9 protein-coding genes are annotated in these 13,117 nt (G+C 35.3%); all 9 read right to left on the minus strand.

The window, feature by feature from the left end:
- Positions 1-70: 70 nt before the first annotated feature.
- Positions 71-2,233 (minus strand): CDP-glycerol glycerophosphotransferase family protein, encoded by a 2,163-nt coding sequence (locus AC4NPH_RS09375; protein ID WP_491938697.1) that lies wholly within the window; start codon positions 2,231-2,233, stop codon positions 71-73.
- Positions 2,196-3,383 carry a glycosyltransferase family 2 protein gene (locus AC4NPH_RS09380; protein WP_328253358.1) on the minus strand — a complete coding sequence of 396 codons (1,188 nt, stop codon included), beginning with the start codon at positions 3,381-3,383 and terminating at the stop codon, positions 2,196-2,198. Before AC4NPH_RS09380 ends, AC4NPH_RS09375 begins: the two co-directional genes overlap by 38 nt.
- Positions 3,380-6,106: a bifunctional glycosyltransferase/CDP-glycerol:glycerophosphate glycerophosphotransferase gene (locus AC4NPH_RS09385; protein WP_491938698.1), complete on the minus strand. Its 2,727-nt coding sequence runs from the start codon at positions 6,104-6,106 to the stop codon at positions 3,380-3,382. Before AC4NPH_RS09385 ends, AC4NPH_RS09380 begins: the two co-directional genes overlap by 4 nt.
- A gap of 76 nt (positions 6,107-6,182) precedes the next feature.
- A complete protein-coding gene (locus AC4NPH_RS09390; protein WP_491938699.1) occupies positions 6,183-7,466 on the minus strand; it encodes a glycosyltransferase in 1,284 nt (427 codons plus the stop codon).
- A 52-nt stretch (positions 7,467-7,518) separates the two neighbouring features.
- Entirely contained in the window at positions 7,519-8,772 is a 1,254-nt protein-coding gene (locus AC4NPH_RS09395; RefSeq protein ID WP_340597874.1) for a glycosyltransferase family 4 protein, read from the minus strand.
- Positions 8,773-8,838: 66 nt separating this feature from the next.
- The gene (gene galU, locus AC4NPH_RS09400; protein ID WP_013055839.1) at positions 8,839-9,720 is read right to left on the minus strand and encodes a UTP--glucose-1-phosphate uridylyltransferase GalU; all 882 of its coding nucleotides are present in this window, start codon (positions 9,718-9,720) and stop codon (positions 8,839-8,841) included.
- A gap of 666 nt (positions 9,721-10,386) precedes the next feature.
- Positions 10,387-11,061: a CpsD/CapB family tyrosine-protein kinase gene (locus AC4NPH_RS09405; RefSeq protein WP_491938742.1), complete on the minus strand. Its 675-nt coding sequence runs from the start codon at positions 11,059-11,061 to the stop codon at positions 10,387-10,389.
- A gap of 25 nt (positions 11,062-11,086) precedes the next feature.
- The gene (locus tag AC4NPH_RS09410) at positions 11,087-11,839 is read right to left on the minus strand and encodes a YveK family protein (RefSeq protein ID WP_491938700.1); all 753 of its coding nucleotides are present in this window, start codon (positions 11,837-11,839) and stop codon (positions 11,087-11,089) included.
- A gap of 201 nt (positions 11,840-12,040) precedes the next feature.
- Complete coding sequence (locus AC4NPH_RS09415) at positions 12,041-13,054, minus strand: endo-1,4-beta-xylanase (protein ID WP_491938701.1); 1,014 nt, start codon at positions 13,052-13,054, stop codon at positions 12,041-12,043.
- Positions 13,055-13,117: the final 63 nt, after the last annotated feature.

The raw sequence follows: 13,117 nt of genomic DNA on the forward strand, positions 1-13,117 counted from the left end.
ATATGAAGAAAATGCAACATAACTATTGCATTTTCTTCATCATGATTAGGACTTTTTCTTTTATAAATCATTAAGATGTTTTTTGCTTAATAACGTTATAAATACGCTGACAATTATTTTGGTCTTTGTATTTAAAAATTCGCTGTGAATTTTTAAGATATTGCTTGTTTGCTTTAAAATCGTTGTTTACCACTGATCCAATAGCTGACATTAATTGATTTTCATTTGAAACAATCATTCCCAGATGGTTGTATTGGATTTCTTTTACTTGTGTATGGTGGTTATTGTGCGGATCAAACTGATACATAATAACCGGTTTATCCATATACAAGAAATCGCTTGATACCGAAGAATAATCCGTAATTAACAGCGAACTTTCTTTTAAGAGCTCTGAAACAGTAGCCGTACTTTTTACTAAAAACTCGATGTTCGGATGATCAATGACAAACTGATCCATAAATTTTTGCATTTGACTGTGAATATAAAACTTCACAGGAATGTTATGGCGCTCAATCATTTCTAAAAATTCTTGATTGGTAATGAGGTTTTTGTAAGCTTTATAATAATCCGATTTTAAGAAGCTATTTTTATTAATTTTGAATAAATGTCTTCTCCATGTTGGCATAATTAAAATTTGTTTTTTGACATCCAGTTCATGAAGATTATCAAAACGAGCTAAACCTGTTACAGCAACTTCATTCTCACTGTAGCCCAGCGTGTTTTGAATAATTTTCTTTTCATATTCAGAGCTCGAAATAATAAGGTTTTGATTGTATCGCTCTTTATGTAAATAAGGAGAGATATTATGAATAATAACACCATGCTGTAAGCAGATATTGTATTTTTTAGCCAGCTGCTTTTTAAATAACTTTTTAAATGTTTCTTTCGGCCTTGGATATGAACACTCCTCAAACGTCCATGCGCTAATGTAAGTGCTAGCCACCAGCATATATAGCTGATGCTTAAAAGAAGAATGATGAATGACATTTCCATGTTTCTTTACTTTGTCAAGATGAGGAGAATCCTCGTTAATAATATAATAGACTTTTTGATTTGGGTAATGTTCTCGGCAGTACTTAAAGAAAAAATAACCATTGTCTTCTGCTTGATCTTCACGTTCTCCTACAAGCCATACTTTACGGTTAAATAACGATGCCTTAACCAGACTAGCGGCAGCTAGTAAAACCCCTTTGTATAGAGATTGTTTTAAACTGCGAAGCATGCTGCTGGCTTTTCTAAAAGGCTTTGTTACTTTCCATGAAAGCGACTCTTCTAAGCTGTATGGGTTCTTTTTAAAATACTGCTTATATTTATTTGTTTGCTCATACCAATGACGCTTACTTCTTAGTAATTTAATATACTCAGTAGCTTCTTCGTCCAGGTTCTTATCGAGCATCTTAAAAATCGGGATATATCCGTCTATACCGCAGCTTTTGATCTCTTGAGAGCTAAATAAAGCTAACAGACTTCTTAGCTCATTATAAGCAATCGTTTGCTTTTCTTCTGTTAAGTTATTCGTAAACGTATTTTTATCAATTAAATAAAGCATATGCGTTAAAAGCTGAAATTTAATGGCTTCGTTTAATTCCTTAGGTGCCTGCATTTGCAACGCCCGGTTAACCTCGCCAATGTGTCCAATCGATGAGCTGATATAATCTTCATCAAAAGTAAACCCATTTTTATATTTTAATTTACTGTTGTAGTTAAAAGAAAGCTCTTTTGTATAGACAAGAAAATGAAAAGCTTCAACGGCTGGACTTGTGACAGATTTAGATACTAACTGAGGATGTTGAAGCAGCGTATCTTTTTTTATTAATTTTAAAGACGTTAACGCATTAAATCCTCTTTTTATAACATCAGCTGATGCATCCATAGTTGTTTTCACCGTTGAATCTGCATTAGCTGATACAAAATCCAGTCCTTTTTTTTCTGCTGTATTGTATAGCTCCTTGTACAAATGAGATGAAATACTATAATTAAAATCAAAGAAGCTGATATACTTTCCTTTTAAAGAAGCAAAGTTTACCTCGCTTTCTTTTTGTACATGTATATTGGCCTCCTGAGACAATTTAGAAAGCTCAATTACTTCCTGAGACGTTTTTTCAACGGCTTGATCAAGAATCATCAATTCAATGTTTTCAAACCCAATCGTTTGTTCTCTTAATCTATTAAGAGTATCAATAAAATTAGTAAGATTACTTTCCTGCAAGAGTGCTACTATGCTGACTTTCATTTACATATCTCCTCTTAATTAGTTGTTTCAATTTAAAGTTACGGCTGCGTAAGATTTTTGTCATTTTCCATGAATAGCTTTTTCTGATTTTAGCGTGTTTTTTGTATTCTGCCTGTAGCTCAATACCTTGCTTGTACCACCAGCGTCTCGAAACAAGCATTTTATTATACTCTAGCGCTTCATCTATATATCCTTTATCAATTAAGCTGATAAAAGGACCTTCAAGCTTTAAATATTTTTCAATTAACTTTTTATCATACCCTTTAATAACGTCTTTAACTAAGTTAATCAAATAAAGTTTTGTATCCATTTGCAGACGGTTAAAGTCTGGGTCACACAGCTTCCATAATAGAGATCTCAGCGCGTTAATTTGAAAATAGGTGTATTCTTCACTGCCAAGCATCGGTTTTACGAGCTTTGCTGCTTTCACATCATTTTCAACTGTACTCACGATATCTCGCTGCGTTAATGATAAGTTTTTTGCATCATTTCTTGCTCGGTACATATAAATAACCTTCGGGATATAGCTGAATTTAGCTGCTTTAGTGAAAAGCTGCATGTCATAGTATTTGTCTTCGCCGTTTTTCATGCCTTCTACAAATGAAATGTTATGCTTTTTAATAAATGCTGTTTTAACAAGCTTTAAATAAACGGCTGTTTTCACTTGCAAAAAGAAAGGCACGCTTTTTATATCTACATTCAAGTACTGCTTATGTAACAAATAGTTTTTAAATGTAATATGCTCATACTCTCTGCCATCTTCATCATCAAAGCTCACCATTTTCCCCATTACAAAGTCTGATTTATTTTCATTAGCGACCTTGTAAAGAGCTTCGTACGCATCATGTGGAATATAATCATCGGGATCTAAAAAGATTAAGTATTCACCAGTTGCTTTTTCAATACCAATATTTCTTGGCTTCCCAGGAGCGCCCGTATTTTCCTCTAAATGAATCGATTTAAAATGAGGGTATTTCTGAGAATATTGATTCATGATCTCAGCTGTGTTATCCGTAGAACAATCATTAACCATAAGGACTTCCAATTTTTCATGGCCAATTGTTTGATTCAACAAGGAGTTTAAGCACTCTTCGATATAACTTTCTACATTGTAGATAGGTAGAATAACTGTAATTAATGGTTTATTCATTCATAATTCCCTCCACTCAATTGTTTGAATAGTAAATTGCTATGAGAATGTTCTTTTACAACATAATTTTGAATTTTATTAGCTTTATGAATAGAAAAGTGAGGAAATTGCTTTAATAGCTGAATCACTTCTTTTTCCGTTTCTACTCTCTCTCCAAATAAATCTTTTTTATGATTAATAGGACCTTCATTATAATGTTTTGAATAAAAGTCATCATAATCGAACTGATAGAATAAAACTGGTTTATTCATATAAGCAAAATCGAACGATACAGTCGAATAATCAGTAAGCAGCATACTGTGACTTCTTAATAAATTTTGAACAGTTTCTTCTCCTTGCTTCACGACCATGATTCTAGGATGGAAAGCAGGAAATTTTCCAATTAACTTCTGCATTTGATAATGCGGAAAGAACGTAACTGTTAAATCTTTTTGTTCAAGAAAACGGTGAAATTCTTCGTTTTCAAGGAGAGACAAATAGCGTCTCCAGTAATCAGATGCAAACAGCTGCTGCTCTGTTTTAATCCAGCTTCTCCATGTTGGCATGATGAGAATTTCTTTGCCTGTACTTGTATCTTTGAGCGCATCCCAGCGTGCAAGCCCCGTCTCAATTACCTCGTTTTCGCTATAACCAAATTCTTTCATTACGTGTTTTTTTTCGAACGGTGAAGAAACAACAAACTGACTATAATTCATTCTATTTTTATGAAGAACATGATTAACCCGGCTAACACCGATTACGCCATGCTGAATAAAAATCTTTTCATTTTGCTGCCACTCTGGATAATACTTCATAATTTTTTTATACGATTCCGTATGCATGTTAGATGTTTCAACGTAGCTGTTAATGGTTTTATGGGATATGAGTAAATAAAACGTGTGCTTCAGACTATTAAAATGAATAATATTTCCTAAATGCTTGATAAATTGATAATCTGGAGATTTCTTATCAATTACATAATAAATATTAACGTTTGGATGATGCTTGCGAATATATTGATACAAATGATAAGAATTATCTTGAGCCGTATCTTTTCGCTCACCAATCAGCCAAATTTGTTTTTTTACATAAAATAAACGAAACATTCTATATAATAGAATCGCTAAAAACGTATGGTAATCCTTAGCCTTCAAAAAGCTTCCATCATATCGAATATCTCTTTTTACTTGAACAGCAAAAGACTTTAATTTCCCTAGCATATTTACTTTTTTTAAGCTAATCTTCATTTGTGAGCGTGTGTTAAATGCTGTTTTGATTTGAATATTGTTCACCACATGGGTTTTCGTACGATTTCGCAGCTGAGCTAGCATCACTTTTATTGGTTCTTCCACTGTTACATCATTTACAGTCAAACGAATATATACCTGCCACTCACCTTGCTCAAGAAAATCCACTACGTTGAGAGAAATCGTTTTAAAGCCAGCGTCTTGGTAATCAATTTGATTATGTGAAAATAAATAACTCACGTCTGTTCGTAAATCCTGCTGCAAAGAAACTGCTTTCTCTTTTCCTCCACGTTTAAACACCAAGTCTTTTTGCATTCCTTTAGCAGGCAAGCCTTTAATAAACACATAGCCGCCAAGCGTAAGCTGTCCGTCTTTTAATTCGATAAGCTCAATTCGCTGGTCAACTTCTACGTGCTTCACTTCTAAGTACTGCTTATATCTAGGAAATGTTTTGGCCAAAGAGCTGTAAAACAGACCTTCTTCCAAAAAAATCTCGTTTATAAATTCATCTTTACAAAAAGAAAACATTAAGTTCATAAACTCTTCATAATCTCTTTGTACAATCATTTGTGTGAGCAGCTGACTTTTGCTGTCTAAGCTGGACGTTACTTCACGATGAACAAGCGTACCTAAAAAGCTGCTGCTTATATCTAACAGCTCATTCAAATGATCATTCGGCAGCTTAGGGCCCTTTGTAAAAAGAGAGTTAAAGAAAAATTCTGCCTGTCTCTTTTCGATTTCGTGAAGCAGAGACCGTTCATTGAGAGTACCGTATAAACTCTTTAATTTTTGCTGTACCATTACTAGCTGTTTAAAAAACGAAAGAGTACTATTTTTTGATAGTGTCATTTCATTGTCATTAACTCGGTAATACAAAACGTCACTATTTTCTACTACCGTTTTACGCGAGCAGTAGAGACTTTTTTGAGTGAATAACAGATCTTCACCAACATGTAAATCTTCATCAAAAGAAATATTATGCTGAATAAGAAGATCTTTTTTAAATAATTTATTGCTTGCTGAAGGCGTGAGATGCAGTTCTTTGTGGGTAGAAATATGCCGTACGGCAGGAAGGCCTTTCGCAAAGACTTTCTTCATATAAGCCAAATGCCAAGTGCGATACTCGTTAAAACATTCAAAGTTTCCTATAGCGGTATCTGCATCTGATTGTACTGCGGCTTTATACAGCCTTTCATAGGCATCAGCGGGTACATAATCATCTGCATCTAAAAAGGCAACATACTCGCCTTGTGCGTAAGATAAGCCTTTGTTTCTGGCCGAGCTTACTCCATTATTTTCTTGAGTGAGATAACGAACATGAGGATGTGCTGCAGCATATCGGCTCGAAATGATGCCGCTGTTATCTGTTGACCCATCGTCTACAATGATGATTTCAATTGGCTGCAGAGACTGATTGATAACAGACTCAATACATTGAGAAATATAGGGTTCTTTATTATAGTTTACAATCACGACGGTGACTTTATATTTACTCAAGTTGCTCATTCCTATTCTTGTAAAAATTAGTGATCATGCTGCACACATTTAGAAGGTTAAAATTCTAGCTGACATACTATGCCAGCTTTTTGTAGATATCAATAAAAATTTCTTTTTCATTATTCCAGTTGTATTTCTCGCGAGCCTGGTAGCAATTAAGGCTCATTCGTTCACGTTCTTCAGGATGATCAAGCAAGTAGTTAACGCCATTGGCAATCGACACTGGATCATGCGAGTCAACGCATACTCCAACTTTCTCTGTTTCTACTACTTTTTGAATTTCAGGGAAGCTGCAGGCGATAACGGGAACCGCACTCATCATATACTCAAATAATTTGTTTGAAGACGCAGAATAATGGTTAAAACAAATGTTATTTAATACTTGGAAACCAAGATACGCATTTTTCGTATAATGCATAAGATCTTCCACCGGTACTTTTGCTAAGAACTTAACACGATCTTCAAGTCCTTGCTCTTTCACCATTTTTTGAAGCTGAGGTTTAATACGACCGTCACCGATGAAGACAAGCACGCCTCGTTTGAACAGCGGTGCTGCTTCTACTAGCTTATCAAGTCCTCTTCCAACTTGAACACCGCCTTGATATAAAAGGATTGGTTCAGTAGAAGGAATATTCAGCTTCTCATGAAGATTAACAGATTGACTCAACTCTGGCTTCACAACAAACGGATAATTATGAACAACCTGCGGATACAGCTTGTACAAGTCTTCTGTATATTTAGCACGCGTATGATTTTCTGCAATCATCACATCCGTAAACTTAATATAAAGTTTTTCCATTATTCCGTAAATAGGACTGTTGTACCCAGTGCGGCTTGTTTGCACTTCGTGGGAATCATAGACTAGCTTTTTCCGGCGCAAAATTTTTGCACATGTAATGCCTTGAGGAAGCGTGTTTAAATCATTCGAATGATAAATATCATATTTCTTTTTTAATCCGTACTTTACCATTTGACTTGCAATATAGCCTCTAACCATAAATGTTCGAGCTTTTGGCGTCACAAACAGTCCAAGGAGAACAGCTACTAGTAACGTGATAACTGTCAGCTTCCATAATCCTAAGCCAAGTATAACTAAAGCAAGCAGTTGTAAAGGAATGCTTTTTTTCAAACGTCGAGCAGCTCCAAGAAGCATTTGTAATAACGGAAACTGGTTATTTACACGAATAACGGTAAACCCTTCCTTGCGCTCTTCTTTCTTTTTAAGCTGTGGATTTTTCCGGTCGTGAATCGCAATAAGATCCACATTATAGCCGGCTTCTACCAATGAAGAACATTCTCTTAAGACACGGGCATCATTGGTAAAATGATTCCACACAAACATACATACGTTCTTAGACATCTTTATCCTCCGTCGTTACTGTTAAGATATTCATAGTGAAGATTCTATGTAATTATAAAACTTCGGCTTTTTCTCTGGTTTCTACAGGAGCCATCTCTTCATATGTAGATACTCTGTTTTCAATTAAGTTGATTAACACATTGATATTTCGTTCCCACAGAAAATGTTGCTGAACATACTTTCGGCTGTTTACTGCCATTTCACTTCGAAGAGAAGGACGCTGATACAGATATAAAATGTGTGTTAACATTTCTTCTGCGTCATGAGAGTTGGCTACAATTCCAGCTTCTGTTGTTTCAATGATCGTTTTAGCATAACCTGATACGGCTCCAACAATAGGAAGACTGCACGTCATATAGTCGATAATTTTCCCAGGCAATACCGTTTCAAATACTTCCTTGCCGTTAAGAGTAACAATTCCAATATGATGAGTTGAAATCGTCTTTAAACATTCTTTACGCGTAGAAGGCTTCATAAAATTCACGTTAGAAAGATTATGTTCTTTCGCAAACTTAACGAATTCCCGCTTTTTAAATCCGTAACCCATCACCGTGAGCTGAATATCATACTCATTTAGTTCTTTCGCTAATTCCATTAAGATGGTGACATCTTGAGCCAAGCCGATGTTTCCTGCATACATGACTTTGAATGGCCCGTCACCTGATTCAATCGGAGAGATTTCTTCTTGTCGAGCGGCATTTGGCATAAAAGAGATTTTCTTTAGGGGAATATGATAATTACCGATGATAAAATCTTTGAAGCGCTGACTATTTACGATAATTTTATCGGCTTTTATATACAGAAGCTTTTCTAACCTGCTGAAAATATAAATAATAAACCGATAATTAAATACTCCGACTCCCTTTAGTGATTCCGGCCACAAATCTCTTATATCGAGAATCATTTTTGTTCGGTACCGATACTTCGCTACTAACCCGACAACCGCAATAAAAATAGGCGGCGACGTCACAAAAATAACATCGTATTTTTTACGATCAAATAAAATAAATAAAATCATTCGAAACGCAATTTCTAAGTAGTACCATAAGCGGTTAATAATGCTTCTAGAGTATTTGCGATTGGCTACTTTTACTCGTGTAACATCATTTTCTTCGTCTAATGAATCATCGTCCCAAAACTGTTCATCGCTATAGATTTTCTTATTTGGATACGTTGGTTCAGTTGTCAAAACATTTACATCATAATCATTTTCTTTTAAGAGCTTATATACGTTTTTCATCCGATTTCCGGCGCTTCCGATTTCCGGATAAAAATGTTGAGAAATCACAAGTACTTTTTTTGTCATTAAGCTTCACCCCAATACTACTTAACCGGTAACCTACTCAAATAAGCTACCGGCAGGTTTCTCTGTTTAAGCTTTGATTTGCTGCTCTTTTAACAGCTGCTCCATAAATACAAGAAGATCTTTACGCAAATCTTCGTGCTGAAGAGCAAACTCCAGTGATGTTTGGATAAAGCCTAATTTTTCTCCTACGTCATAACGTTTGCCTTCAAAATCATACGCAAACACGCGCTGAATTTCATTTAGCTTTTGAATCGCATCGGTTAATTGAATTTCCCCGCCCGCTCCAATTTCTTGCTCTTCTAAAAATTTAAAAATCTCAGGAGTGAATACGTAACGGCCCATAATCGCTAAATTTGAAGGTGCTGTACCTGCTGCTGGCTTTTCAACAAATGACTCTACTTGGTAACGGCGGCCTTTGTTTGAAGAAGGATCTACGATACCATAGCGATGCGTTTCATTTTCAGGAACAGTCTGAACACCAATAACCGAAGATAACGTTTGCTCATACTCATTCATTAATTGGCGCAGACAAGGTGTTTCTGCCTGTACAATATCGTCTCCTAAAAGAACAGCGAACGGCTCGTTGCCAATAAAGTTACGTGCACACCACACCGCATGCCCTAATCCTTTTGGTTCTTTTTGGCGAATATAGTGAATTTCAACATTTGAAGACTGGCGAACTTTCTCCAGCAGCTCAAATTTGCCTTTTTCAGCTAAGTTTTGTTCTAGCTCAGGAGCGTTGTCAAAGTGATCTTCAATCGCACGCTTGCCTTTACCCGTTACGATAATAATATCTTCAATGCCTGATTCAATTGCTTCTTCAATAATATATTGAATAGTAGGCTTGTCTACAATCGGAAGCATTTCCTTTGGCATTGCTTTTGTAGCAGGTAAAAAACGTGTGCCTAACCCTGCTGCTGGAATAATCGCTTTTCTTACTTTTTGCATGTTATGTTCTCCTTTATTATGTAGTTGTGTCTGTACGAGCTTTTTCGCTAAAAACTGCGTCCATTACCCGTGTTTTGACTTCATTAGATAAATTTTGCACTAAAAGAAAAAAAGAAGGATGGGCTGGTTTGCACTTATAATTCTGTCCAAACTAGCTATCTTTTCTTTTAAAAACGTTCTTTTTTCTACACATATAGTAATATATCTTTTTCCTCAGTACGCTATTACGTATATTAAAACGCAAAATAACACGTTTCACTATGTCAGACCTTCTGACATAGCTGTTTTAAGCGTAATTTCATCCATCTTATCAAGTAATAAGTCTGGATGCATATAGGAAAAAGGTGTCAAATTAAAATAGCAATGAAATTTTCATCTTTCTTTTGTATGCCTTAAGACCTAACAAAAGCAATATTCATATTAGCACATTACAGTAAGTATTTCTATGTCTTTTTTTGTCGAAATTTCTACCTCAGTAAATGTAACACTCTCTTTCCTTATATAAATTACTAAGGGAAAATTAGGAACAGAACACCTTTTAAGCCGAAAAAGAAGCTTTTCAAAACTTAAAAGGGGCCTGAAAAACAGCAAACAAAAATAAGGCGCCGAAACCGCTTTGGTTTCGACGCCTTATAAGAAAGCCTGCCTGTTATTTAAGAAAATAGGTTAATTACTTCCATAATAGTAGTAATAATTTCCTTCTTCCATTTTACGGTTATTCAGAACCGCTCCAAGCAATTTTGACTTTGCCTGCGTTAGCAACTCTTTTGCTTTTAACGCTGCATCTTTTTCCGTTTTCGAGCTGCTTACAATTAAAAGAGAAGCATCTACTTGATTCGCTAAAATTTGAGCATCCGCTACAGCTAAAATAGGCGGTGTATCAAAAATAACCATATCAAATCGCTCCTTCATTTCAGCAAGAACCTCTGTCATTTGCTTAGACGTAAGAAGTTCAGAAGGGTTCGGAGGGATTGGGCCGCTCGTTAACACATAAAGGTTCGGAACTTCCGTTTGTTGAACCGCTTGTCCAAGCGACGATTGTCTTGTTAATACATTGGTAAGACCCGTATGATTTTCAAGACGAAACGTATAGTGAGCCGTTGGCTTTCGTAAATCTCCATCAATGAGGAGCACGTTCAAACCTTGCTGTGCATAAACAGTGGCTAAATTAGCAGCCGTTGTAGACTTTCCTTCTGACGGTCCGCTAGAAGTTAGCACAAGAGATTTAATTTCTTCGTCCGCGCCTGAAAACTGAATGTTTGTACGAATCGTACGATACTGCTCGGCAACAGGATCTTTCGGACTGTTATGAGACAGCAGACGTCTTTTTAACGTCAGCATTTTATCATCTTTTTGATTTTTCTTGTTACGAGCCAAACGTCTCACCTCTTTGCGGTACGCGAGCAGTTAAATCCGGACGCTGTACGTTGGTTGCTTTTGGTACATCTTTAATTGTTGTCACAACTCCCATAACGGGCAATTCTAAAAGATTTTCAATATCTTGTTCTGTTTTTAGCGTATTGTCTAAGTATTCTAGTAAAAATGATAAACCGACACCTACCATTAATCCAACCACGATGGCAATTGCAATATTTATCAAAGGTTGAGGTTTAACTGGACTGGCACTTTGACCAAGCATTGCTTTTGCCAGCACTTTTACGTTATCCACGTTCATAATTTCAGGCACTTCTTTTTTGAAAACAGAAGCGGTTGTATTCGCAATATCAGTCGCACGCTTCGCACTTGTATCTTGTACGACAATCTGCGCTACCTGAGAATTTTGAGCACTGGTCACTTGAATTTGATCGCTTAAGTTTTGAGCAGATCCATCAAGTTTTAATTCTTTAATAACTTTGTCCAAAATAGCCGGACTTTTAATAATATCGTTATACGTGTTAATAAGCTGTACGTTCGTTTGAACAGTTTGTGTATTATATAACTGTTCATCGCTTTTTGCTTGATTGACTAAAATCTGCGTTTTCGCTTCATACACAGGCGTTAAAACAAAAAAGCTAATTACCGCACTTACAGTTGCTGCGATAATTGTAATCAGTATAATAAGCCAAAGACGCTTACTTAACACTTGAAACAAATTTCGTAAACTAATTGTCTCTTCCATGGTTAACCTCCGAACTTAATAACTCAATAGTATGATTTCCACCCTACTACTACCTAGCATATAACTTATTTATGCGTGAGTAAACTTAAGAAGTAGCAATCAATAGCCTACTTCCTCTACAAATTAATTAGATTTATTTAAAATTAATCATAGTAGTAAGAAAAGTGTACTTTAATTCATTAAACTTAAGTAAAAGGTTTACTATTTACTTGTTTTACTTCTAAGCTCATTATAAATTGATTCGTGACTTGGCTTAGGATTATATTCATTGTCAAAAAGAAGTGGAGCATCTTTATTACCTGTAAAGCCAGGGATCCACGAATATTTGTCTATTATGCCCCATGTAATAAACGCATTACAGTTTGAAGACGAAAGACATACATTTAAAGTTTTAGCATACATATTAGCTTGTTGTTCTAGCTTTTTATGATACGGTTCATGACTATGTTGAATTTTCACATCCATCTCTGTTACCTGAACTTCCACTCCAATTTTTTTATACCTATCAAAATTCTCTTTGATTTTCTCATAATTCTTGCTATAAGTAATGCTTGAATGCATTTGTAACCCTACCCCATTGATTGGTACCTTACGTTCTTTTAAATCTTTCACCATCTCGAAAATAGCATTAGATTTGGCATCAATTCCCTCGTTACTATAATCGTTATAGAAAAGTAGTGCATCAGGATCTGCTTCATGAGCCCATTTAAAAGCAAGTTCAATATATTTTGGTCCTATAGTTTGTAACCATATATTTTGCCTGAGGGTACCGTCATCATTGTAAGCTTCGTTAACTACGTCCCATGCGTATATTTTCCCTTTATAATGTTTAACAACTGTTTGGATATGATTTTTTAATATTATTGTAAGATCTTTTTTAGAAAATTTTTGATTCATAATCCAATCAGGTAATGTCGCATGCCAAACTAATGTATGCCCTCTAACCTTCATATCATTTTCAAGTGCAAACTCTACTATAAGGTCTGGAATAACAAAATTATAGGTATCTCTTTGCGGATGTATTTTAGCAAATTTCATATCATTTTCGATTGTTAATAAATTAAATTCATCTTTTAATAACTGTCTATATTTTTCATCCTTCAGGAAAGGAACTGAAGACACAGACGCTCCTATAAGAAAATCGTTTTCTTTTGCCGCGTCCCTTAAAGAATGCGTATTATAAAAACTTTCGTACACAAAAAATGATATAAACACTACTATAATTATTGGAATTAAAAAAAAGATTCTTTTTTTTTCAAAAAATCCCGTCCTCCTCAA

This window comes from Priestia sp. MDV22-iso46, assembly GCF_058629175.1.

Bases quoted from the DNA above. Each gene is read 5' to 3' on its own strand.
- AC4NPH_RS09375 (WP_491938697.1), bottom strand. From the start codon at position 2,233: ATGAAAGTCAGCATAGTAGCACTCTTGCAGGAAAGTAATCTTACTAAT.
- AC4NPH_RS09380 (WP_328253358.1), bottom strand. From the start codon at position 3,383: ATGAATAAACCATTAATTACAGTTATTCTACCTATCTACAATGTAGAA.
- AC4NPH_RS09390 (WP_491938699.1), bottom strand. From the start codon at position 7,466: ATGTCTAAGAACGTATGTATGTTTGTGTGGAATCATTTTACCAATGAT.
- AC4NPH_RS09395 (WP_340597874.1), bottom strand. From the start codon at position 8,772: ATGACAAAAAAAGTACTTGTGATTTCTCAACATTTTTATCCGGAAATC.
- galU (WP_013055839.1), bottom strand. From the start codon at position 9,720: ATGCAAAAAGTAAGAAAAGCGATTATTCCAGCAGCAGGGTTAGGCACA.
- AC4NPH_RS09405 (WP_491938742.1), bottom strand. From the start codon at position 11,061: ATGCTGACGTTAAAAAGACGTCTGCTGTCTCATAACAGTCCGAAAGAT.
- AC4NPH_RS09410 (WP_491938700.1), bottom strand. From the start codon at position 11,839: ATGGAAGAGACAATTAGTTTACGAAATTTGTTTCAAGTGTTAAGTAAG.